General features: G+C 69.9%; 24 protein-coding genes. 12 read left to right on the forward strand and 12 right to left on the reverse strand.

What is annotated here, in order from left to right; all coding sequences use genetic code 11:
* Positions 1 to 42: 42 nt before the first annotated feature.
* Positions 43 to 648, reverse strand: a complete 606-nt coding sequence (locus E7742_RS16290; RefSeq protein WP_137799886.1) for a hypothetical protein — start codon at positions 646 to 648, stop codon at positions 43 to 45.
* A gap of 297 nt (positions 649 to 945) precedes the next feature.
* Between E7742_RS16290 and E7742_RS16295 the strand changes: the two genes are divergently transcribed.
* Positions 946 to 1503 (forward strand): YceI family protein, encoded by a 558-nt coding sequence (locus E7742_RS16295; RefSeq protein WP_137799887.1) that lies wholly within the window; start codon positions 946 to 948, stop codon positions 1501 to 1503.
* 72 nt (positions 1504 to 1575) lie between these two features.
* Here E7742_RS16295 and E7742_RS16300 read toward each other — a convergent pair whose 3' ends face one another.
* A complete protein-coding gene (locus E7742_RS16300; protein ID WP_175420512.1) occupies positions 1576 to 2493 on the reverse strand; it encodes an SGNH/GDSL hydrolase family protein in 918 nt (305 codons plus the stop codon).
* A gap of 244 nt (positions 2494 to 2737) precedes the next feature.
* On the opposite strand from E7742_RS16300, the gene E7742_RS16305 reads away from it, so the two are divergent.
* The 3 genes from E7742_RS16305 to E7742_RS16310 are packed head-to-tail and all read left to right on the forward strand — an operon-like array spanning position 2738 to position 4336.
* Positions 2738 to 3397, forward strand: coding sequence for a TetR/AcrR family transcriptional regulator (locus E7742_RS16305; RefSeq protein ID WP_254699034.1), 660 nt, complete (start codon positions 2738 to 2740; stop codon positions 3395 to 3397).
* A gap of 49 nt (positions 3398 to 3446) precedes the next feature.
* On the forward strand, positions 3447 to 3623 hold the full coding sequence (locus E7742_RS23885) for a hypothetical protein (RefSeq protein WP_441346858.1): 177 nt from the start codon (positions 3447 to 3449) through the stop codon (positions 3621 to 3623).
* On the forward strand, positions 3590 to 4336 hold the full coding sequence (locus tag E7742_RS16310; protein ID WP_441346859.1) for an alpha/beta fold hydrolase: 747 nt from the start codon (positions 3590 to 3592) through the stop codon (positions 4334 to 4336). The genes E7742_RS23885 and E7742_RS16310 overlap by 34 nt, the downstream gene beginning before the upstream one ends.
* Here E7742_RS16310 and rox read toward each other — a convergent pair.
* The gene (gene rox / locus E7742_RS16315) at positions 4302 to 5780 is read right to left on the reverse strand and encodes a rifampin monooxygenase (protein WP_137799890.1); all 1479 of its coding nucleotides are present in this window, start codon (positions 5778 to 5780) and stop codon (positions 4302 to 4304) included. The two genes, E7742_RS16310 and rox, sit on opposite strands and share 35 nt — an antisense overlap.
* Before the next feature lie 212 nt (positions 5781 to 5992).
* On the opposite strand from rox, the gene E7742_RS16320 reads away from it, so the two are divergent.
* From E7742_RS16320 to E7742_RS16340, 5 genes are all read left to right on the forward strand, one after another.
* Positions 5993 to 6304: an ArsR/SmtB family transcription factor gene (locus E7742_RS16320; RefSeq protein WP_137799891.1), complete on the forward strand. Its 312-nt coding sequence runs from the start codon at positions 5993 to 5995 to the stop codon at positions 6302 to 6304.
* Between the two features lie 113 nt (positions 6305 to 6417).
* Positions 6418 to 7590, forward strand: a complete 1173-nt coding sequence (locus E7742_RS16325; RefSeq protein WP_137799892.1) for an MFS transporter — start codon at positions 6418 to 6420, stop codon at positions 7588 to 7590.
* 105 nt (positions 7591 to 7695) lie between these two features.
* Positions 7696 to 8127: a DoxX family protein gene (locus E7742_RS16330; RefSeq protein WP_137799893.1), complete on the forward strand. Its 432-nt coding sequence runs from the start codon at positions 7696 to 7698 to the stop codon at positions 8125 to 8127.
* Between the two features lie 107 nt (positions 8128 to 8234).
* On the forward strand, positions 8235 to 8618 hold the full coding sequence (locus E7742_RS16335; protein ID WP_137799894.1) for a DUF3054 domain-containing protein: 384 nt from the start codon (positions 8235 to 8237) through the stop codon (positions 8616 to 8618).
* Positions 8619 to 8660: 42 nt separating this feature from the next.
* Positions 8661 to 10133 (forward strand): peptide MFS transporter, encoded by a 1473-nt coding sequence (locus E7742_RS16340; RefSeq protein ID WP_137799895.1) that lies wholly within the window; start codon positions 8661 to 8663, stop codon positions 10131 to 10133.
* A gap of 43 nt (positions 10134 to 10176) precedes the next feature.
* Here the strand turns inward: E7742_RS16340 and E7742_RS16345 are convergent, their stop codons facing one another.
* The 8 genes from E7742_RS16345 to E7742_RS16380 all read right to left on the reverse strand — a co-directional run bounded on the left by E7742_RS16345 (position 10177) and on the right by E7742_RS16380 (position 19182).
* Positions 10177 to 10776, reverse strand: coding sequence for a histidine phosphatase family protein (locus tag E7742_RS16345; RefSeq protein WP_137799896.1), 600 nt, complete (start codon positions 10774 to 10776; stop codon positions 10177 to 10179).
* Positions 10777 to 10778: 2 nt separating this feature from the next.
* A complete protein-coding gene (locus E7742_RS16350) occupies positions 10779 to 11516 on the reverse strand; it encodes an SDR family NAD(P)-dependent oxidoreductase (protein ID WP_137799897.1) in 738 nt (245 codons plus the stop codon).
* Positions 11513 to 12541 carry a phosphotransferase family protein gene (locus E7742_RS16355; RefSeq protein WP_137799898.1) on the reverse strand — a complete coding sequence of 343 codons (1029 nt, stop codon included), beginning with the start codon at positions 12539 to 12541 and terminating at the stop codon, positions 11513 to 11515. The genes E7742_RS16350 and E7742_RS16355 overlap by 4 nt, the downstream gene beginning before the upstream one ends.
* Positions 12538 to 13752, reverse strand: coding sequence for an acyl-CoA dehydrogenase family protein (locus E7742_RS16360; protein ID WP_137799899.1), 1215 nt, complete (start codon positions 13750 to 13752; stop codon positions 12538 to 12540). The genes E7742_RS16355 and E7742_RS16360 overlap by 4 nt, the downstream gene beginning before the upstream one ends.
* Before the next feature lie 112 nt (positions 13753 to 13864).
* Positions 13865 to 14476, reverse strand: coding sequence for a TetR/AcrR family transcriptional regulator (locus E7742_RS16365; protein WP_137799900.1), 612 nt, complete (start codon positions 14474 to 14476; stop codon positions 13865 to 13867).
* Positions 14477 to 14536: 60 nt separating this feature from the next.
* Positions 14537 to 16177 (reverse strand): NTF2-like N-terminal transpeptidase domain-containing protein, encoded by a 1641-nt coding sequence (locus E7742_RS16370; protein ID WP_254699337.1) that lies wholly within the window; start codon positions 16175 to 16177, stop codon positions 14537 to 14539.
* A gap of 174 nt (positions 16178 to 16351) precedes the next feature.
* Positions 16352 to 18100: a penicillin-binding transpeptidase domain-containing protein gene (locus E7742_RS16375; protein WP_137799902.1), complete on the reverse strand. Its 1749-nt coding sequence runs from the start codon at positions 18098 to 18100 to the stop codon at positions 16352 to 16354.
* Between the two features lie 53 nt (positions 18101 to 18153).
* Positions 18154 to 19182, reverse strand: a complete 1029-nt coding sequence (locus E7742_RS16380; protein WP_137799903.1) for a beta-ketoacyl-ACP synthase III — start codon at positions 19180 to 19182, stop codon at positions 18154 to 18156.
* A gap of 86 nt (positions 19183 to 19268) precedes the next feature.
* On the opposite strand from E7742_RS16380, the gene E7742_RS16385 reads away from it, so the two are divergent.
* Together E7742_RS16385 and E7742_RS16390 are read left to right on the forward strand one after the other, a co-directional pair.
* Positions 19269 to 19853, forward strand: a complete 585-nt coding sequence (locus E7742_RS16385) for a TetR/AcrR family transcriptional regulator (protein WP_137799904.1) — start codon at positions 19269 to 19271, stop codon at positions 19851 to 19853.
* 126 nt (positions 19854 to 19979) lie between these two features.
* Positions 19980 to 20534 (forward strand): hypothetical protein, encoded by a 555-nt coding sequence (locus tag E7742_RS16390; protein WP_137799905.1) that lies wholly within the window; start codon positions 19980 to 19982, stop codon positions 20532 to 20534.
* A gap of 56 nt (positions 20535 to 20590) precedes the next feature.
* On the opposite strand, the gene E7742_RS16395 is transcribed toward E7742_RS16390, so the two are convergent.
* Positions 20591 to 21085 carry a beta-class carbonic anhydrase gene (locus tag E7742_RS16395; RefSeq protein WP_137799906.1) on the reverse strand — a complete coding sequence of 165 codons (495 nt, stop codon included), beginning with the start codon at positions 21083 to 21085 and terminating at the stop codon, positions 20591 to 20593.
* Between the two features lie 259 nt (positions 21086 to 21344).
* On the opposite strand from E7742_RS16395, the gene E7742_RS16400 reads away from it, so the two are divergent.
* Positions 21345 to 22943, forward strand: a complete 1599-nt coding sequence (locus E7742_RS16400) for an ABC-F family ATP-binding cassette domain-containing protein (RefSeq protein ID WP_137799907.1) — start codon at positions 21345 to 21347, stop codon at positions 22941 to 22943.
* Positions 22944 to 23014 lie beyond the last annotated feature (71 nt).

Here is a 23014-nt window from a genome sequence, read left to right on the forward strand (position 1 = left end):
CGTTTCGGTCGGCGTGGGTGCGTTTCGGTCGGCGGTGCCGAATCAGCTCATGTTGGCGGACAGCATGCTGCTGCCGGCGCCGCTCTTCAGCAGGTCGGCGATGACGGCGCTGCCGCCCTCCATGCCGATCGTGGCGCTGCCCAGGTTCAGCGCCTGCCCGAGGCTGCCGAAGCCGCCCGGGAAGAAGACGACCTGGTAGTTGTAGGACACGACCTTGTCACCTCCGAAGCACGCGCCGACCACGGCGTATGCGCCGGGAGTGAGCGGCTTGACCAGACCGGTGTTGATTTCACCGTCCGCGGCGCCGGTGGTGCTTTCCACCGTCGATCCAGCCTCCGTCGTCGCGTTTCCGAGGTAGTAGACCTTGTCGACGAGATCGCCGAGACCCGGCCACTGGTCGATCGGCGTCGCCGCGAGAGGCAGCGCGTCTTCCGCCCCGAGGATGATCGGCATACAGAAGACGTCCGAGCCGGCCGTCTGCGTGACCGTCATGTCGATGGCATCACCGTTGACGTGGGCCGAAATCTTCGGGGCGGGCACCGGGGCAGTGGCCTCGGCGGACGCGATGCCCGGGAGAGCGAGGGTGACTGCACCGGCCGCGGCCGCAGCGGCTCCCGCCCAGCGTGCGATGGTCGACTTCTTGGACAACTGCTTCTCCTTGCTTCAACGGTAACCACTGGTCAACACGGTCCGACGCGGCCCAGATCACGGGCGGCAGAACCAGATTCGAGACGTCCCACCAAATGTTCGGTGGGGTGGAGCGGAAAGGCAGGGTGAAGGTACCACGGGAACTTACTTAAAAGTAGTAAAAATCCGACCGCCGAGAATGCGGCGGGGCTCGCCGCTGCGCAGTGACGCACGACACAGCCGGTTGCGGAATGGCGGCGGTGGTGCCACCGTTGTAACCACAGTCTTTGAAGTTTCAACTACTTATCGGGAGCGCACATGACCACCGCCGCCACCACCACCCTTCCGAACCTGACCCCCGGAACCTGGGCCATCGACCCCACCCACTCGACCGTCGGCTTCGTCGTCCGGCACCTCGTCGTGAGCAAGGTCCGGGGCACCTTCAACGATTTCACCGGTGCGATCACCGTCGCCGAGGACGGGACCCCGTCCGTGCAGGCCGAGATCCAGGTGGCCTCCATCGACACCAACAACGAGCAGCGTGACGGCCACATCAAGTCCGCCGACTTCTTCGACGTCGAGCAGTTCCCCACCGCCACGTTCGTCTCCACCGCTGTCCGCCCGGCCGGCTCCAACTTCGTCGTCGAGGGCGACTTCACGCTCCACGGCGTGACCAAGCCGGTGGAGCTGGCGCTCGAGTTCCTCGGCGTCAACCCGGGCATGGGCAACGGCCCGGTCGCCGGCTTCGAGGCCACCACCACCATCAACCGCAAGGACTTCGGCATCAGCATCGAGATGCCGCTCGAAGGCGGCGGCGCCGTCGTCGGCGACAAGATCACGCTCAACCTCGAGATCGAGGCCGGCCTGCAGGCCTGATCCTCCCCTGACCACGCACCCGCTGCGGCTCCCTCCCCCGATCGCAGCGGGTGCGTTTCCACGTCTGCCCGGCTACGACCCCGACCCGGTCGAGCCGGCGGAACCCTGCCCGGCATCTTCCAACACGGGCAGGAAGGTGTCGGCGATGACCTGGTGGCCAATCGGGTTCGCGTGGATGTCCCGGTACTGCGTGCACATCCACGTCCACGCGCAGACCCGCGCCACGTTCGTCGGCACCGAGCCGAGTCCGGGAACGTCGACCGGGGTGAAGTCGTTGTTGGAGAACGCCGTCAACACGTCCGCCGTCTGCCATCCCGCCGACGAATTGGCCGTCGTGATGGTGGTGCTGAAAAGGTTGTTCAACGCGGCTGTCGCCGACGCCACCACACGGGAGACCCCGCCCTGGAGCCAACCCGCCAATGCCGGGTCGTAGTAGTTCATCCCGACGTATCGCGGCTCGTCGCCGCCGGCCGTCCGCAGCCGGCTGTTGATCGCGGCGAGGTTCCGCCCCACGGTGGCGAGCGATTGCCCGATGCAACCCACGTCCGGCACCCCGGACGACCCGAGCGAACCGGATCCGCCCGACAGGCAGTGGTACACGTCGTTCGCACCGATGCTCTCGGTCACGTACGCGACCCTGCCCGGGTGCGCCTCGAGGAACTTCGCGGCGGCGTCCAGCTGCGACGTCGCACCCGGATAGGTGCATTTGCCACCGTCGAGCATCGACACCGTCGTCTCACCGTCGCATCCGAGGTTGACGAGTTCCAGAGTCGGATCCGACGCCTTCAGCGTGCTGTAGATGTCGTCGACGTAGGAGACCGGCTCGTCCTGTCCGGTGTTCGGCTGGTATCCGGCCGCCAGCGAATCGCCCAGGGCCAGATAGTAGGTGGCTCCTCCGCCGGGATCCGCCGTCGAGACGCCCGGCAGTCCCACGCCACCGATCGCTACCGCCGCGGCGACCACCACGGATCGCAGAAACTTCGCACGCATGTCGACCCCCTCAACGCGAACCGATCGGGTGGGGGGACCCGAACTGTTCTGTGGCATGGGATATTTCCCACGACGTCGACCTTCCTCGCGGTCGGCACAGAAAACCGTAACAGGGCAAAAGGACGGCGTCCGGCCGAGTCCGGAAAGAGAGGAACGCCCGAACGGGCGGCGCGACTCCCGAGGTGGGAGCGACGCGGCCCGGGCCGGGTTGGGACCACCACGGCGGCCTGATACGGTACGAAACGTGTCGTATCGAAATAGTAGTGCCGACGACGCCGCGGCGGAGGTGCGCCCCGGTCGCCCGCGGGACAGTGTGCGCGAGGGCGAGATTCTCGCCTGCGTGCTCGAGCTCCTCGCCGAGGTGGGCTACGACGCAGTGACGTTCGAGGCCGTCGCCCGGCGTGCGCGGTCGTCGAAGGCCACGCTGTACCGGCGCTGGGGCACCAAGCAGGAGATGGTGGTCGCGGCGGTCAAGGCGGGCCCCGCCTCCGCCGGTCCCGGAGCCGTGATCGACACCGGCACGCTGCGCGGGGACCTGTTGGCGTTGTGCGGACGGCTCGCCGAGACGATGCGCTCGTCCGACGGATCGATGAGCCTGATGCTGCTGCAGGCCGGCCTCGAGGACCCCGAGCTGTGCAGCCATATCGAGGAGGCGACCGGCCCGACGGGCGCGAAACTTCCGGCCCCGGTGCTCGCCGCGGCCGTCGCTCGGGGCGAATTACCGCACGGCGCACGGTCTTTCCCGTACGAGGAGATCACCGGATCGGTATTGCTCCTGCGCCGGCTGAACGGGCTCCCGACCGACCCCGAGTACCTCGCCCACCTGGTCGATCACATCCTCGTCCCCGCGCTCCGGGCGAGCGCGGCCGGCGACGAGCCGCCGACGCGCGCCATCTTCTCGTGACCCGGCGGACGTCCTCTCCCCTCCCACCTCTCCCCGAAAGGGTGCGCGCATGACGGACCTGACCATCGACGGCTTCGACTACCACCGGATTCCCGGTGAGGACGGCGTCGAGCTGAACGTCGCCGTCGGCGGCAGCGGCGACCCGTGGTACTCCTGCACGGTTTTCCGCAGACCCACCTCATGTGGCGGCACGTGGCCCGGCGGCTGGCCGATCGGCATCTCGTGATCGTGCCCGACCTGCGCGGCTACGGCGCCAGCGACAAGCCCGAGGAGACCGGGCCGGAGGTCTACTCGAAGCGAACGATGGCCCGCGACGTCGTCGGCGTCGCGCGGGCGGTCGGCGGGGACCGGTTCAGCCTGATCGGCCATGATCGAGGCGCCCTCGTCGGCGTCCGGGCCGCGCTGGACCACCCGGAGACGATCACCCACCTGGGCATCCTGGACGTCCTGCCGACCATGGACACGTGGGACGTCCTCCACGGCGTCGACGCCGCGGTCGCGTGGCACCTCTATCTGATGGCGCAACCGAAGGGCTTGCCGGAGAGGATGATCGAGGCCGTCGCCGACGACTTCTTCGCCTCCTTCCTCGATGCGTGGGACACCGACGGCACGACCTTCCCGCCCGAGATCCGCCGCCACTATCTCGACAGCTCGTCGCGGGCCGTGCCCTCGATCGTCGCCGACTACCGGGCCACGGCGGGGATCGACCTCGAAATGGACCGTGCCGATCGCGCGGCCGGCGTTCAGCTCGCCCTCCCGGTGGGTGTGCTGTCCCAGGACTGGGGATCGGCGCTGGGGTTCGACGCCCTGTCCCTGTGGCAGCAGTGGGCCCCGGCCGCCACCTACCGACCGATCGACGCCGGCCACTTCATGGCGGAGGAGAAGCCGGACGAGGTCACTTCCTTCATCGACGAACTGGTGCAGCGTCCGGTGGGGTGACGAGGTGGGGCGACCGGTCGTCGGCCGCACCGAACCACCGCGACAGCTGCGTTTCGAGCTCGTGCTGATCGGTACCGACCCACGCGACGTGCCCGTCCGGGCGCACGAGCACTCCGGCCACGTCCAGTTCCGCACTGGAGGCGACGACGTGCTCGACCCGGTCCGCCCGGCCGGCCACCGACAGCCGGCCGGTCCGGTCCAGCAACAGCCCACGGCCGGACCGCATTTTCTCGTAGAGGCGCCCGCCCCCGTCCAGGCGCACGTCCCGCAACCGCCGGCCGAGCAGCTCGGGCCCGTCGCCGAGGTCGTAGCGGACACCGATCGCGGTGATCTTCTCGATCAGGTAGCGGTTCACGTCCTCGAACTCGACCAGCTCCGACAGCAGTCGCCGGACCGCCTGCGCACCCGGTTCGGTGGACATCAGTTCCATCTGGGCCCGGGTGCCCGCCAGCACGTCGACGGCCACCGGCCGCCGCTCGTCCTGGTAACTGTCGAGCAGCCCCTCGGGCGCCCAGCCGTCTACCGCCGCGGCGAGCTTCCAGCCGAGGTTGAATGCGTCCTGGATGCCGAGGTTCAGGCCCTGTCCTCCGGTCGGCGGATGGATGTGCGCGGCGTCGCCGGCCAGCAACACTCGGCCGCTGCGGTACCGGTCGGCCAGGCGGGTGGCGTCCCCGAACCGCGACAGCCAGCGGGGCGAGTGCACGCCGAAGTCGGTGCCGGCGACAGCGCGCAGCTGCCGCGCGAAGTCCGCGAGCGTCGGCGCGGCCGAGCGGTCCTCGGCGACCCCCGCGGCCGGTACGACGACGCGGTACATTCCGTCGCCGAGCGGCATGAACCCGAACCGGGTGTGGGTCTTGCGCACTTCGGCCGTCGCGGCGGCCAGCGTCTCGGGATCCACCCCCACCGCCATCTCCCCCAGCAGGGTCTCGACCCTGCTGGGCTCGCCGGGGAAGTCGATCCCGAGCAGTCGGCGGACCGTGCTGCGGCCACCGTCGCAGCCGACCAGGTAGCGCGAGCGCAGACGCGTCCCGTCGGCCAGCTCGGCGGTCACGCCGTCGTCGTCCTGGTCGATCCCCACCAGCTCGGAGCCGCGCCGGATCTCGGCACCGAGTTCCAGGGCGCGGTCGGCCAGCAGACGGTCGGTGACGGTCTGCGGAATGCCGAGAACGTAGGACTGGGTGGTGTCCAGGTCCTCGGGCCAGTGGGCGCCGAGGCCGGCGAAGAAGCCGCCGACGGTGAACTTTTGCCCGCGGGCGAGGAACCGCTCCAGGAGCCCGCGCTGGTCCAGGATCTCGATACTGCGCACGTGGAGGCCGAGCGCGCGGACGTAGGGCGCCGGTTGCTCCTGCTTGTCCACCACCAGCGTGCGGACGCCGTGCAGTCGCAACTCGGCGGCGAGCATCGACCCGGTCGGGCCGGCCCCCGCGATGATCACGTCGAACATCGATCGCCTCCTTCGGTTTTCGTCGGGAGCGGACGATTCTGCGCTGGAAGGGGGGGTCTTGCCGCAAGCCCCCCACTGCGCTATATGTTGAAAGTGGAAGAGGTTCTCGTCCTCGGTTCCCCGCCCCCACCTCGACCCTGCGGGATTTGACTTCGCCGGACGTATCGAAGAAAGTAGATCCGTTCCGGTGGACGGTGGGCGAGGTGCGGCAGATGGATGCTTTGGCGATCTTCAAGGCGCTGTCCAACCCGACCCGCCTGCAGATCATGGAGTGGCTCAAGCACCCCGCGAAGTACTTCGACGAGAACTCGTACACCCAGCAGGGTCTCGGGTTCGGCGTCGGCGTCTGCGTGGGTGACATCAGGCGTCGATCCGGCCTCGCACAGTCGGTGATCTCGGCGTATCTCCAAGGAATGAAAGAGGCCGGTCTGCTCGAGTCCGAGCGCATCGGAAAGGGGACGTACTACCGGCGGAACGAGACCGTGATCGACGAGTTCCGAGCGTTCACGCGCGACGAGCTCTGATCCATCGCTCCACCACCGCTCCGCCGTCGCACCCATATACATCGATATATCTAGATATATAAGGATCTAGATACCAAGTTCCAAGTGCCCGAGCGGCACGATCGGAGGAATTCGTGAACTCGAAATTGTCGATACCCGTCCTGGCGCTGGGCGTGTTCGGGATCATCACGACCGAGATGGGGGTGATCGGGGTCCTGCCCCAGATCTCCGAGAAGTTCGGCGTCGGCCCGTCCACCGCGGGCTGGCTGGTCGGCGTCTTCGCGCTCGTCGTCGCTGTGACCGGGCCGTTCACCACGCTCTTCACGTCGGGTATCGACAGGAAAACCGTTCTGCTGGTAGCGATTGCGGTGTTCGCGGTGTCCAATCTGGTCTACGCCACGACGTCGAGTTTCGCGGTGCTGTTCGCCTTCCGGATCATCCCCGCCGTCGTGCACCCCGTCTTCTTCGCGGTGGCGCTCGCGACCGCCGTCCGCCTGGTGCCGCCGGAGGCCGCCACCGCGGCCACGACGAAGGTGTTCGCCGGTGTCACAATCGGATTCGCCTTCGGGGTGCCCTTGACCTCGTATCTGGCCGAGAACCTCTCCGTCTCGACGGCGTTCGCCTTCGGCGCCCTGGTCAACCTGGTCGCCTTCGCCGGCATCCTGACACTGCTCCCCTCGTCGCCGGTGACGCAACGGATGTCGTACGGCGCGCAGGTCCGGATCCTCTGCCGGCCCCGGGTGTGGCTGACGATCCTGTCGGTGACGGCGCTCTTCGCCGCCATGTTCTCCGGGTACGGCTATGTCGCCGAGTACCTCGGAGACGTGACGGGAATGAGCGGATCGTGGGTCAGTGCCATGCTCCTGTCCTTCGGCATCGTGATGATCGCCGGAAACTTTCTCTTCGGCGCCCTGCTGGGGCGGAGCGTGGTGCGAACGGTCGTCGCGTTCCCGCTGCTCTACCTCCTGGTGTACGCGATGGTCTACGTCGCCGGACCGTACTTCGTTCCGATGGTCGTCGCCGTGTCGATCTGGGGCGTGGTGCACTCGGGCGGACTCGTCGTCTCGCAGAGTTGGATGGGCAGAGAGGCGGCCGACGCACCGGAATTCGGCAACAGCTTGTTCATCTCGTTCTCGAACCTGGGCATCACGATCGGGACCGTCGTCGGCGGCTGGTCCCTCGACCACCTGGGAACACACCGAACAGTCTGGGTGGGTGCACTCTTCGCCGTCCTCGCGCTGCTGGCGATCACCGCGCGCCTGTCGCTGGAGCGAACCACCGGTGCCGTCGGGGCGGCTCGGTCGTAGCCCGTCCCCCGGGTCGGGTGATGAGTTTCGTGCGCGGCCCCGGTCTGTACGGGCAACGGCTCCACCCACCCGGGCGTGGAGCGACCACCGAATCGGAGCCCCGTGATGACTGCTGCCTTCCCGCACACCCGCACCGCCGCGCCCGTCGACCCCGTCTCGTCCCGGGCGCGCGTCGCCGGGCTCGTCGTCACCGTGCTGGTGACGGCATTCCTCCTCTTCGACGCCGGGATCCACCTGGCGAACATCCAGCCGGTCCGCGACTCGATGACCGAGTACGGCTTCCCCGAGTACGCGCCCTACGTCATGGGCGTGGTGATGCTGGTGTGCCTGGCGCTGTACCTGGTGCCGGTCACCTCGATCCTCGGCGCGGTGCTGCTCACGGGATATCTGGGCGGCGCCGTCGCGTGCAACATCCTCACCGAGCAGCCGCTGCTGTCGACGATCCTGTCCCCCGTGTACGTCGGCATCTTCGTGTGGGGCGGGCTGTACCTGCGGGACGCCCGCGTCCGCGCGATCATGCCGCTCGTGCGGCGCTGACCGAAGCCTCGAACGCCCCGCGCCGCCCCTGTCCGGGCCGGCGCGGGGCGTCGTCGCGTACCGGGTCGCGGCCGGGTCCCCGCGGGCCTCGGCCTACGCTGGTCGGCGTGAAGAAGTACCTGCCCGCCGCGGTCGTCGACATCCTGTTCGTGTTGATCTTCGCCGCGCTCGGTCGGCGGAGCCACGAGGAAGCGCTCGATGTCGCGGGCTTCGCCACCACGGCGTGGCCGTTCCTGGCCGGTCTCGCGGCGGGGTGGCTCGTCACGGTCGGCCTCTACCGTGACAAGTTCGACCCACGGCTGGTGGTCCCGACCGGCGTGATCGCCTGGCTGTCGACACTCGTGCTCGGCATGGTGTTGCGGGCGGCCAGTGGTCAAGGCACCGCGTTCTCCTTCATGCTGGTCGCGGCGACGTTCCTCGCCCTGTTCCTCATCGGGTGGCGAGCGATCGCACAGGCAGTGCGCAAGCGCCGACCCGCACGCCAGACGTAATCGGCGGCCGACGCCCCCGCACAGCTATACCCGGAGAACTTGATGAGCTCGACAACCGAACAAACGCCCGAACGATCCCGCTCCGATCACGGCTTCTTCGGACAGCCGTTCGCACTCGCGAACCTGTTCGGCGTCGAGATGTGGGAACGCTTCTCCTTCTACGGCATGCAGGGCATCCTGCTGTACTACCTGTACTACTCGGCCACCGACGGCGGCCTGGCACTCGACAAGGCCACGGCCACCAGCATCGTCGGCGCCTACGGCGGTACGGTCTACCTCTCGACCATCGTGGGCGCGTGGCTCGCCGACCGGGTGCTGGGCTCCGAGCGCACACTCTTCTACAGCGCGTGCCTGATCATGGTCGGTCACATCAGCCTGGCCGCGATCCCGGCGCTGCCGGGCGTCGGTGTCGGCCTGGTCCTCATCGCGTTCGGCAGCGGCGGGCTCAAGGCCAACGCCACCTCCCTCGTCGGAGATCTGTACGCGCCCGACGACGAACGCCGCGACGCCGGTTTCTCCATCTTCTACATGGGCATCAACCTGGGCGCGCTCATCGGGCCGCTGCTCACCGGGTTCGCGCAGAAGGAATGGGGCTTCCACGTCGGCTTCGCGCTGGCCGCGTTCGGTATGGCGCTCGGACTCGTCCAGTACACGGTGGGGCGCCGGCGCCTGCAGGGAATCGGTGCGAGTGCCCCCAACCCGCTGCCGGCCGCGGCCCGGGCGCGCGTGCTGGCGCTCACGATCGGCGCCGTCGTCGTCGTGGCGGTGCTGGCGCTGGCCGGGCTGATCACGGCGGGCAATCTGTCCGAGATCGTCGTCGGGCTCACCATCGCCGCCGCCGTCGCCTACTTCGCGGTGATCCTCTCGAGCCGGCGCATCACCGGCACCGAACGCAGCCGGGTGGTCGCGTTCATCCCGATGTTCGTTGCCAGCGCCGCGTTCTGGTCGCTGTTCCAGCAGCAGTTCACGACGGTCGCGATCTACGCCGACGAGCGGCTGAACCGCGACCTGTTCGGCTGGGACTTCCCGCCCACGTGGGTGCAATCGATCCAGCCGGTGTTCGTGGTCGTCTTCGCGGGCGTGTTCGCGGCGCTGTGGACCAAGCTCGGCCCACGGCAGCCGTCGTCGCCGATCAAGTTCGCGCTGGCCACCGCGATCATGGGCATCGCGTTCCTGTGCTTCATCCCGATGAGCGGTGGCGGCCCCAACAGCGCACCGCTGCTGGGACTCGCGGGCATCCTGCTGCTGTTCACGTTCGCCGAACTGTTGCTCTCCCCCGTCGGGCTGTCACTGGCGACCAAGCTCGCCCCGGCCGTCTTCCACACCCAGATGGTGGCGCTGTTCTTCCTGTCGGTGGCGCTCGGGTCGAGCCTGGCCGGCACCCTGTCGGGGTTCTACGCCCAGGACCACGAGGTGCCGTACTTCGCCACCGTCGGCATCGCCGCCCTCGGTATCGGGGCTCTCGTCGCCGCGATCTCGCCGTGGATCCGGCGCCTCATGCGCGGGGTGCACTGAGTCCTCGAGCCCCCGAGTCCCCGAGTCCCCCTCGCGGGGCAGGTCAGCGGACGAGCAGGTCCCGCACGTGGGCGGTCTCGTTCACCGAGGCCACCCGCCGGGCCCCGTTGCGGGAGACGAGCACCCGGCTGAACGACACGTAGTCCAGCGGGAACGTCAGGGGCCGCGCCAGGCCGAGGAGCTCCTGCAGCACGATGTTGATCACTCCGCCGTGCGCGACGATCACCACGGTGTCCTCGTGGCTCGACTGCGCGACGACGGCATCCGTGGCGGTCAGCACGCGCCGGCGGAAGGCGTCCTCGTCGACGAACTCCGGCAGCAGGCCGCTGCGAATGCGCGCGTAGGCCTCGGGCATCCGCTCCCGCGCCTCGTGGATCGGGACGTAGTAGCGCTGGTCGGAGTCGTACTCGGCCAGCCGCGCGTCCGTCTCCGGGACGAGGGAACGTGACCGGGCGAACGGTGCCGCCGTCTCGACGGCCCGCCGCTGCGGGCTAGAGACCACGCGCGCGACCGGAACGCCGTCGAGCGCGGCCGGCAGTCGCTGCGCCTGCCGGCGGCCCAGCTCGGTCAGCGCCGGGTCCGCACGGCCTTCCGTGACGGCGACGTGTTCCGGCAGCGCGTGCCGGACGAGAACCAACTGCACGGTCAGGCACCGTACCCGGAGGCGCCCGCCCGGCTGAGCACCATCGACGACAGCACCGCCCGGTTCGACAACCGCAACACCGCGTCGACGAGCTCGACCACGTCCCCGACCGTGAGCATGGTCGCGGCCGGGATGCGGTCCTTGGTCCACTCGGACATGTCGGTGTCGACGTACGCGGGCGCAATCGCCGTGCCGGCGACGCCGTTGCCGGACTCCTCCGCGTTGAGGGTCTGCACCAGCGACATCAACGCCGCCTTCGTCGCCCCGTACACCGCGAGGTTCGCCTCGGCGTACACCCCGGTGATGGACGACACCGCCACCACCTTCGCGCCGTGGTCGGGGTTCGCCGCAGCGCCCGCACGCAGCAGCGGCAGCGCGCGCTGCAGCAACGCGAACGGTGCGGCGAGGTTCACCGCGACGGTCTTGTCGAAGCGGCGCATAGGGAACTCGGCGATGGGTCCGGCGGTGCCCACCCCGGCATTGAGCACCAGCGCCCGCATCGCGCCGAACCGGGTCGCGTGGGCCTCGGTGAGCGCGGCCGCGGTGTCGGGGTCCGCGCTGTCGGCGGCGACGGCGACGACGTCGGGCGCACCGGCCGCCCGCAGGTCCGCGGCGACCGCGTCCAGCCGGGCCCCGTCCCGGGCGGTGATCGTCAGCCCGTAGCCCTGTTCGGCGAGGCGGCGCGCGATTCCCAGGCCGATACCGCGGGATGCTCCGGTGATCAACGCGCTGTTCGTCATCGGTCTCCTTCCGTCGCGGCCAGTCCGGCCGCGACCAGCGGCGGCACGGCCTCGCACGCGTGCGCGAATCCCTCGCCGGTCGTGGCGCCGGCGCGGTGGCGGTGGGTGATGCCCTCGGCGATCACCGCGAGCTTGAAGTTGGCGAGGCCCAGATAGAAGCCCCAGTGGCCCAGGTTGCGTCCGGTCACGGTGGAGTACTGCTGGGCGATCGCCTCGGCCGACGGCAACCGCTCGCTGGTCCACGCCGCCGGTTCCCCGAGGATGACGTCGAGGGCGGGGTGCCGGTACACGCACATCTGGGCCAGATCGGCCAGCGGGTCCCCCAGTGTCGACAGTTCCCAGTCCACCACGGCGACCACGCGGCCGGGATCGTCGTCGGCGACGAGCGTGTTGTCGATGCGGTAGTCGCCGTGCACGATCGCGACCTGCGAGGCGGTGGGCACGGCGTCCTGCAGTCGGGCGTGCAGCCGCTCGAGGTCCGGAAGGTCCCGGGTCTTGACGCGTTCCCACTGCCGCGCCCACAACGCGACCTGACGGGACAGGTAGCCGTCGGGCCGGCCGAACGCTTCGAGGCCCACCGCGCGATGGTCCACGGCGTGCAGGGCCGCCAGCACCCGGACCAATTCTTCGACGGACGCGTCGATCTCGGCATCCGAGAGCCGATCGAGATCGTCGACGGTGCGGATCACCCGCCCCTCGACGAACCCGGTGACCGCGAACGGGGCGCCCATCACCGACTCGTCCTCGCACAGCGCGACGGTGGGCGCGACGGGGACGGCGGAGCCCTGCAGCGCCGCGCACACCCGGTACTCGCGTGCGACGTCGTGCGCGGACGGTGTCAGTCCCGCGGTCGGTGGCCGGCGCAGCACCCAGCGCGAGACGTCGTCGAACACCTCGAACGTGAGGTTGGACTTGCCGCCGGAGATCAGCCGGGCCCGCAGTTCGCCGGCGGTCGAAACGCCGCGGTCTTCGAAGAACCGTTGCAGCGCGACGAGATCCAGTCCATCGAGGTGGGTCGTGGTCATGCCTGCCCCTCCTCGCGTGCGGCCCGCTTGGCCTTGCCGACGACCCGCTTGGCGAGCGCCCACCGGTGCACCTCGGACGGACCGTCGTACACCCGGAACGGACGCACCTCGCGGGACAGCCGCGCCAACGGCAGATCACCGGAAACACCCATGCCACCGCACATCTGGATCGACCGGTCGACGATCCGGAAGATCGCCTCCGACCCGAACGTCTTCGCGATGGACGTCGAGTCCGACGCGGCCTCGCCCCGGTCGAGCTCCCAGCACGCGCGGGTCAGCAACGCACGGGTGGCCGCGATGTCGATCTCGTTGTCGGCCACCATCTTCTGGACCATGCCGAGGTCGCCCAGGCGGGATCCGAAGCCGTACCGCCGGGCGACGTAGTCGACGGCGACGTCGTGCCCACGCCGGGCCGCGCCCAGCCAGCGCATCACGTGCGTCATGCGGGCGGGCCCGAGGCGTACCTGCGCGTACGCGAACCCCTCGTCGACCGCGCCGAGGACGGCTTCGTCGGGGACGAACAGGTCGTCGAAGAACACCTCGCAGTGGCCGCCGATCATCGCCCGGTCGAGGGTCTCGATGTGCCGCTCGACGCGGATGCCGGGCGCCGACGCGGGCGCGAGGAACATCGTCGCCCCACCGCGGTCCCCCGGCGCCCCGGACGTGCGGGCCATGACGATGAAGAAGCCGGCACCGTCGGCGCCGGTGATGAACCACTTGTGACCGTTGATCTTCCAGCCGCCCGGCGCCTTCTCGGCTCGGGTGGTGAGCGCCGACGGGTCGGACCCGGCGCCCGGCGCGGGCTCGGTCATCGCGAACGCCGACCGGACCTCACCGCGGGCGAGCGGCGCCAGGAACTCATCCTTCTGCGCCGGACTCGCGACGTGCGCGAGCAGGTGCACGTTGCCCTCGTCGGGCGCCGCGATGCTCAGGGCGATCGGACCGAACAGCGAGTATCCGGCGGCCTCGAACACCGGGGACCGCTCGCTCATGTCCAGCCCCAGCCCGCCGAACTCGACGGGCGCGTGCGGCGCCAGCAACCCCCGCCCCTTCGCCTCCGCCTGCAACTCCACCCGCAGACCGTCCCCGCCGGCGGCGGTGATGTCACCCCCGTGCGCGTCCTCGATCGGCAGGATCACGTCCCGCACGAAGGCACGCGTTCGCTCGACGAGGTCTTCCACCTCGGGCGTATACGACAGATCCACGGCCACGGCACACCTCCGACGACTCCCGACCGAGCGATCGCTCGGTCGGGGTTACCGTCGCACAGGACCGGCCCCGGGTCAAGGGTGACCAACCGAGAAGTGCGGCCGAATCAGTCCGTCAGCCGGCACCGACCGCACCGCGCGCGATGACGAGATTGCGCGCGACCAGCTCGTCGGGATCGAGGGTGCCGTCCGGGCGGTACCAGGTGGCGACCGCGACACACATCGTCGTGACGGCCCGGCTCGCGTCGAGCGGATACGGGGTGTGGAACTCGCCGCCGCGGACGCCGTCCTCGACGATGGTGTCGAGCATGCGCTGCTGTTCGTCGCGCATACCGACGTACTCCGCGCGCGCCGGGTCCTCCATGCTGCGCAGCTCCGTGGAGGCCACGAATGCCTGTTCCCGGCGGAACATGTGGAACCGCAGCAGCGATTCGACGACGGCGTCGAACTGCTCGCGCGGCCCGGGTCCCGCCTCGGCGAGCGCCCGCCGGCTGCGGTCGAGCAACTCGGCCATGACCACGCGGGTGAGCCCGACGAGCAACGCCTGCTTGGACGGGTAGTGGTGGTACAGCCCCGGCACCGACAGCCCCGCCCGGCCGGCGATCTCCCGGATCGACGCGCCCTCGTACCCGCGTTCGGCGAAGAGTTCGAGCGCCGCGGCCAGCGGGCCGGGCAGCGTCGAGTCCCCGTAGTGGCGCCACGATCCGGCGGCCGTGTCAGATGTCATACCCCACACCGTACGAGACGGTTCACGGGAGACCGACGAGCGATCCGGCCGCGCCGGACCTCACTTCTCCATCGGCTTGGCCATCTCCTTCATGAAGACGTCGGTCATCTTGACCGCCCGGTCCCCGCCGTCGGCGTCGGCCACGAAGACCGCGAAGGCGAGGTCGCCGCGCGAACCGAAGAACCACCGGTCCGAGTCGTTGCCGGCAGCGGTACCGATCAGATCCGGGTACTGCTTCAGGAACGACGCCGACCCCTTCTGGACGTTGTCGCGCATCGCGTTCCGCAGCTGCTCGGTCACGGCGACCGGCAGCGCTCCCTCGACGTCCTCCGCGGTCGCCTGCTGCCCCTCGACGATCATCGGCATCGGCGCGCTGCCGCGCTGCACGGACGCCGCGAGCATCGCCAGGCCGAACGGGCTGATCTGCGCCTCGAACCCGTTCTTCGACTTCATCACCTGGTCGACTCCGGACTGCGACGAGGTGAGGACCGCGGTCTGCGGGTCCAGCCCCGGCATCTCGTAGTCCAATCCGACGCCCAGCTGCCGCCCCGCCCGCTCGAGGTCGCCGTCGCTGACCTTCCCGGGTTCGACACCCGCCTGCATCGCCGCCGCCCGGCGGATCACGTCGACCGTGTCGCCCGCGGGGTACATGCCGGTGAACGCGATGGGTCCCTGCTCGATCGCCTGGTTGTTCTGCGCGGCAGCGACCACCGCACCGGTGGACGGCCGGATCGCCACGATGGTGGCGGGCGTCCCGGCGTTCACGACGGCGTTCTCGGCGGCCAGCTGCAAGCGGGAGTCGAGGGTGGCCTTGATGTCCGGGCCGGGCGGGCCCTGGTGGCCCACCTGCTGCTGGACGGTGCCGTCGGGCTCGACGATGTTCACGGCCCACCCGGCGGTCGCGTCCCGGTTCATCTGCCACACGGTCCGCAGCGGATCGAGGAGCGGGGTCACGATCCGGCGGTCGGTGGTGATGAGCTTGGGCTGCTTGTCGACGAAGACGCCGGGGATGCCGGCCAGATCCTGTTCGAGGTACTGGTAGTCCTGGTCCCGCAACAGCACCGCGACCACCTTCTCGCCGGGCTTCGCGGCGAGTTCCTGTCGCATCGACTCGCCGGTCACGAGCGGGGCGACGGGCTCGAGCGCCTCGGCGACCCGGTCGGTCGTGGCCACCGGATCCGGCATCGTGGCCGGATCGAGAGTGACGGCGTTGATCGTCTGCTCCGCCATCAGCGGGTCACCGGCGCCGTCGAAGACCATCGGGGGCGCCGCGTCGGTACGGTCGTACCGAATCGTGCGGCCGTGGCCGAGGGCCGGCGCCAGCAGCGTCGGATCCCACGAGACGCGCCATCCCATGGAGAGCTTCCGGACGCCGCCGTCGACGTAGTAGCTCCAGTCCTTGCCCTCGCCGAAGTTCCAGGCGGCGTCGACGGTGAAGAAACCGGAATCGCCGTTCAGTTCCATGAACTGGGCGACGGTCCACTGCGAGTCCCCGGCGTCCAGGCCGTCGAACATCTGCTGGATGGACTCCTCGGCGGCGTTCGGGTACGACGTCAGGTCGGCGGCGGCCTCGGCGTCCCGGTCGTTGAGGGCCTGGACGAACCCGGCCACGACCGATTGCGCGCTCTGGTCGGCGTCCTCCCCCACGCAGGACACCAAGGCACCTGCCAGCACGGCCACGAGGCCGATCGGCAGGGCCATCGCACTGCTACGCCGGACGCGGGGCGAGGCTCGGAAACCCATAGTCACAATCCTCCCGATTGCCACTTGCGTAACAAGCACGGATCGCCTACGAAGATGTCACGATTATGCCACTGACGCTCGTCTCGAAGCCTCCCCGTGACGCGCGACACCCCCGCCTGCGGTGGCGCGGAGCTACCGCAGAAAGCGACCGGCAGCATCCAACGCCGGACCCGAACTATCCGCTCCCGCAACGAAAACCGCGAAAGCGAGGTCGCCGTCGATGCCCACGAACCACCCGTGTGAGCCGGTCCCCACACCGTACTCCGCGGTACCGGTCTTGCCTTCGAGGTTGGGCAGATCGGCGAGAATCCGCGCGGTACCGCCCGTTACCGTCTCCCGCATCATGGCGCGGAGGTCGGCGTCGACGGTCGCCGGCACGGCATCGACGGCGCGGTCGGAGGTGGCGGGTCGGCCGGCGATCATCATCGGAGCCGGCGTCGATCCGTGCGCGATGGACGCCGCTACCAGCGCCATTCCGAACGGGGACGCGGTCACCTCCCCCTGCCCGATGGCCGACTCGACGCGCTGAGCGGGCGAGTCCGCGGACGGTACCGATCCGGTCACGGTCGTGAGGCCGGGGGTCACGTAGTCGAGACCCAGACCGAACTGGAGCGCGGCCTGCTGCAACGCGTCGGCCGGCAGCGAGACGGCCAGCCGCGCCATCGTGGTGTTGCACGATCGGGCGAACGCGGTGTGCAGCGGTACCTGCCCCAGGTCGAAGTTGTCGTCGTTGGGGATCTGCCGGCCCTCCACGTTCTCGGTCCCCGGGCACGGCAGCACGGTGTCGGGGGTGACGGTGCCCGCCTGCAACGCCGCCGACGTGGTGACGGTCTTGAACGTCGACCCGGGCGGGTACAGGCCGGTGAGGGCGACCGCGCCCTGCGCATCGGCCGGCGCGTTCTGGGCGACGGCGAGCACCGCCCCGGTCGAAGGTCGCAGCGCGACGATCGCCGCGGGCTGCGGGAGGCTCCCGAGCGCCCCCTCGGCCGCGGTCTGCAACCGCAGGTCCAGCGTGGTGTCGATGTCCGGCGCCGGGGTACCGTCCTGGCCCGCGAGTCGCGCGGTGGCGCCGCCGGGGCGCACGAGTTGCACCGCCCAGCCCGCCGACGCGTCCTCGCCCTGCTGCCACACGGTCGCCAGATCCGCGAACACCGGCGACGACAGCGCCTTGTCCACCGTCAGCAGCCGGGTCTGGTCCACCAGGTCCACTCCCGGAATCGCCGCAAGCGCCGATCGGACGGGCGCGACGTCGGAATCGCGCAGGGTGACGGCCGTGACCGGTGTGCCGTCGGACTTCGCGAGGTCACTGCGCAGGGAGTCGGCGGAGATCGTCGGGACCACGGGGGCGAGCAGCGGCGCCACCGCCGCCGGATCGGCGGTCGGTTGCAGATTCACCAGCGTCACGACCTGCCGGGTCAGCAGCGGCTGTCCGTCGGCCGCCCGCACCTGCGCCGGCCGGGGCGCCGTCGGCGTGTACCGGACGGTCGAGTCCGCGTCGAGGCCCGGCGCCAGGATCGCCGGATCCCACGACACCCGCCCCGCACCGTCCGCCGAGACGACCGTGCCCTCGGTGGAGTACTGCCACCGCTTGCCGTCCCCGAGGTCCCAGTCGGCCGAGAGCGTGAAGGAGTCACCGCCCCGCGCGACGGTGAAGTCGTGCTGCTGCGCGTCCACCCCGTCGAACAGTGCCCCGATCGCGGCGGACGCCGCGGCCGGATCCGTCGTCAGCTCCGCGGCCGCAGCGACGTCGCCGCTCGCGAGGGCGTCGGCGAAGCGCTGCTCCGGGGACGGGTCGTCGCCGCCGCACCCGGCCAGCACGAGGGCCGAGGCGGCGACGACGGCGGTCAGCGGCGATCGGGCGAGGACACGCGGGGCAGCCATGCCCCGATGATGCCCGACCGCCGCCGGTCGACCGGCGGCGCCGCGCCCGGCGATCAGCTGATCGCCGGAAGCCGGACGACCTGTCCCGCGTAGGCCAGGCCGGCACCGAAGCCGAGCAGCAGTGCGGTGTCGCCGGGCCGGGCGCCGCCCGACCGCAGCAGCTGTTCCATCGCCATGGGGATCGACGCCGCGCTGGTGTTGCCGGTCTCGACGATGTCGCGGGCCACCGCGACGGTGTCGGGCAGCCCGAGGGTCCGGACCAGCGCGTCGGTGATGCGGCTGTTGGCCTGGTGCGGCACGAAGGCGTCGAGGTCGTCGGCGGTGACGCCGGCCTTGCCCAGCGCATCCCGGCACGCCTTCTCCAGGAACGTCACGGCCCAGCGGAACACGGCCTGCCCGTTCATCCGGATGTACGGCCGCTCCGCCTCCGCGCCCTTCTCCGCCACCTCGGCGAAGTACTGGGCGAAGTCCTTGTCCTGCTTGATCGCCGCGGTCTGGCTGCCGTCCGAACCCCACGCGACCGGGCCGATGCCCTCCGCCTCGGCGGGTCCCACCACAACCGCGCCGGCACCGTCGGCGAAGATGAACGCGCAGGTCCGATCGGACGTGTCGAGGAGATCGGACAGCCGCTCGACGCCGATCACCAGCACGTGCCGCGCCTGTCCGGCACGGACGAGGCTCGCGGCGTTGCCGAGCGCGTAGCAGAAGCCCGCGCAGCCGGCGGAGATGTCGTAGGCGGCAGTGTCGTGCATGCCCAGTTCGGTGGCCACCACGGCGCCGGCGGACGGCCCCAGCACCATCTGCGAGGACGTGGCCAGCACGACGGCGTCGATCTGGTCCGCCGCGACGCCGGCGGCGGTGAGCGCGTCACGGGACGCCGCGACACTCATCCCGACGATGGTCTCGTCCGCCTCGGCCCAACCGCGGGACGTGATCCCGGACCGGGTGCGGATCCACTCGTCGGACGAGTCGATCCGGTCGACGATCTCCGCGTTCGGCACGACCCGTCGGGGCCGGTACACGCCGAGACCCAGCAGGGCGGCGTGGGCGACGGGACTGGCAGTGGCAATGGTGGCTGGCACGGCATCCTCTCCATGTGTACCGATCGGTTCACATACCCTCGATCTAACATGAACCGATCGGTTCAGACAAGCCCGGGAGGAGTCCGATGACCGCGCCACGACCGCGAGCTCGGCTGCTCACGAGCACGATCGCCGCCGTACAGGAGTACGGGGTGCACGCCGCCGGACTCACCGAGTTGCTCAAACGCAGCAACGCGTCGCGCAATTCGCTCTATCAACACTTCCCGGAGGGCAAGGGGCAACTCGTCGAGACGGCGGCGCGCATCGTCGCCCGCGTGGTGCACTCGCACATCGCGGCGGTGGCGGACAAACTCGAGGGCACGCCGTCGGTGTCGCAGTGGCTGGACGAGCTGTTCGCCTTCTGGCTCGACCCGCTCGAGTCCAGCGAGTACCGCCTCGGCTCGTTCATGATGGCGGCTGCGCTGGACGAGGCCGATCCGGCGCTGCAGGCCGCCGCCGGCCAGGCGTTCGAGGAGTGGACCACCCGACTCGCGGCGGGGCTGGCGGCGGCCGGCATCGAGCCCGGCGCCGCGCGCTCGACCGCCGGGGTCCTGCTGTCGGTGGTGGAGGGCGCCATCGTGCAGAGCCGCGCCCTCGAGTCGAGCCGGCCGTTCGCCGACGCGCACGACCAGCTCCGGATCCTGCTCGAGCACCATCTCGCCCGGCGCTGACCGCCCCTTCCACTCCAAGCTGAGGGCCCCGCCCCGCAACCGAACCGACCGGCACCGCGGTGGTGCCCGGCCGCCGACGGAGTAATCATGTAATCAGTGCAAGAGATCGACCCGAGGAGGACGATCATGAGAAGAGCACATGGTTTCGGACGCCCCGGCGGATGGCAGCAGGCCGACGCCCCGGACGCCTCGGACGCGGCGGACTGGTTCGCCGGCAGACTCCCCGACGACTGGTTCACCGGTCCCGCGACCGTCGAGGTGGACCGCGAGGAGATCGTCGTGACAGGCGAACTGCCGTCCGTCGAGGCCGGCGAGGGCGAGAGTTCCGAGGCGGCCGCGGCCGGCCGCGTCGCCCGGTTCCGCGAATCCACGCGGGCCGAGCGCATGCAGATCGCCGACGAGGCCGAGGCCCGATACGGCCGAAAGGTCGCGTGGGCGGTCCGGATCGGTGACCGACGAATCCTGTTCACGCATTTGGCAGTTCCGGTGATGACGCGCCTACGCCAACCCGAGCGCAAGGTACTCGACACCCTCGTCGACGCCGGGGTGGCCCGGTCGCGCGCCGATGCCCTCGCGTGGACGGTGAAACTCGCCGGGCAACATGCCGAGGAGTGGCTCGCCGAACTGCGCGAGGCGATGCGCAAGGTCGACGACCTCCGGACGGAGGGCCCCCGCCTGTAACGCCTCCGGGCGGTTGCTGCGGCATCGGCCGAGTGGCGACCGCAGCAACCGCCCGCTCACTCGAGCGTGACCTCGTTCAGCTTGCCGGTGGCCACGTCGAACACGAAGCCGCGCAACGATTCCGTGAGCGTGACGAACGGGCTCGCCGCGACCCGGCGCAGCGACTGCCGGACGTCGTCGTCGACGTCGGGGAAGGCCTCGGCGGACCACGCCGGTTTGATACCGGTCTCGTCCTGGATGGCGCGCTTGAACTCGTCGTCGGTGAACGTGAGCATCCCGCAGTCGGTGTGGTGGATGAGGATGATCTCGCGGGTGCCGAGCAGGCGCTGGCTGATCGCGAGGGACCGGATCTCGTCGTCGGTGACGACGCCGCCCGCGTTGCGGATGACGTGCGCCTCCCCCTCCGCGAGGCCGAGGATCCGATAGACGTCCAACCGTGCGTCCATGCACGCGACCACGGCGACGTGCTTGCTCGGCGGCAGTGGCAACGGGCCGGAGAAGGATTCGGCGTAGCGCTTGTTGTTCTCGAGGTATTCGTCGGTGACCGTCATCGGCGTCTCCCGGTTCGAGTGGCCAGTACCCACATGTACGCCCCATGATCGTCGGACGCGTCCGGACGCGGAACCCTTCCGCTCGAGCGGAGCGGAATTCCGGTTGCGTGCGGTGTGGAACCGGTCGTACCGTGTTCGACGTCCGTTGTCCCCGAGGATCGGAGAGGCCGTTGCTCCTGTCGAGGTGAATCCGCGCCCCTGCGCGACGAGTGCATTGTGCGCCCGTCTGCGCGACGCATCTCATCTCCGGGAGTTACCCATGGCCCAATCCCCCACGTCCGTCTCGCTGTCCGACGTCACCTTCGTCTGGCCGGACGGTTCACCGGTCGTCGCCGAACTCGACGCCGTGATCGGCGTCGGCCGCACCGGTCTGGTCGGACTCAACGGCACCGGCAAATCCACCCTTCTGAAGTTGGTCGCGGGCGAACTGCAGCCCACGAGCGGTTCCGTCACCGCCCGCGGCGTGGTCGCGTATCTGCCCCAAGACCTCACGCTCGATTCGAGTGTCCGCGTCGACACCGTCCTCGGGATCGCCCACATCCGCCGCGCGCTCGCCCGCATCGAGTCCGGCACCGGGACGGACGCCGATTTCGACACGGTCGGCGCCGCGTGGGACATCGAGGAGCGTGCGGTCTCGACGCTCCACCGACTGGGCCTGCGGCGCATCGTCTCCGGGGCGGCCGACCTCGACCGCTCGGTGGGCGAATTGTCCGGTGGCGAAACAACTCTGCTGGGCCTCACGGCGCAGTTGCTGCGCGACCCGGACGTCCTGCTGCTCGACGAGCCGACGAACAACCTCGACAGCGACAGCAGGGCACTGCTCGCGGCCGCGATCCGGCAGTTCGCCGGCACGGTCGTGGTCGTCAGCCACGACCGCGACCTGCTCGAGTCGATGGATGCGATCGCCGAGCTGCGCGACGGTCGCCTGCGGACGTTCACCGGCACCTTCACCACCTACCGCAACGCGATCGAGGCCGAACAGGAGGCCGCGCGGGCCGCCGTCCGCGACGCCCGCAGCGACATCCGCAAGCAGAGCCGCGAGCTCGTCGAGGCGCGGATCAAGCTCGACCGCCGGGCCCGGTACGGCCGAAAGATGCAGGAGAACAAGCGCGAACCCAAGATCGTCATGGGCATGCGCAAGCGCGCCGCCGAGGAGTCGGCGGGCAAGCTGCGCGGCAACCACATCGAAAAGCTCGACGACGCGAAGCAGACGCTGTCGCAGGCGCAGGAGTCGGTGCGCGACGACCGCGAGATCCGCGTCGACCTCCCCGACACCGCGGTGTTCCCGGGCCAGCAGGTGATCGTGCTGCCCGAGACCCGGTTGCGCAGCGGCCAGACGGTCGAGCTCACCGCGACCGGGCCGGAACGGATCGCGCTGATCGGGCGCAACGGCATCGGCAAGACGACCCTGCTCGACGAGATCGTCCGCCGCGGCGCGAAGGTCCCGTTCGCACTGCTACCGCAGCGACTCGACATCTTCGACGACACGACATCGGTGGCAGCGAACGTCGCGGCGGCGGCGCCGCACGCGTCTGCCGAACAGATTCGAGCCGGGTTGGCACGCTTCCTGTTCCGCGGCAGCGAGGCGGACGCTCCGGTGTCGGAATTGTCGGGCGGCGAGCGACTGCGCGCGGCGCTGGCCATGCTCCTGGCCGCCGACCCGCCACCGAGGCTGCTCATGCTCGACGAGCCCACCAACAATCTCGACCTGCCGAGCCTCGATCATCTGGTGCAGGCGCTGCGAGGATTTCGTGGTGCATTGATCGTCGTCAGTCACGACGAACGTTTCCTCGACGACATCGGGGTCACCCGACGACTGGTCGTCGACGAGAAGGGCCTGCGCGACGGCGACGACTGACGCCGACCCGGACCGATCCGGAAAGGCTGTTCAGCTGTTCACATATCCCGATAGACTGGCCTCCACGATTC

Origin of the sequence: Rhodococcus sp. SGAir0479 (assembly GCF_005484805.1) — a bacterium.
Taxonomy (GTDB): domain Bacteria; phylum Actinomycetota; class Actinomycetes; order Mycobacteriales; family Mycobacteriaceae; genus Prescottella.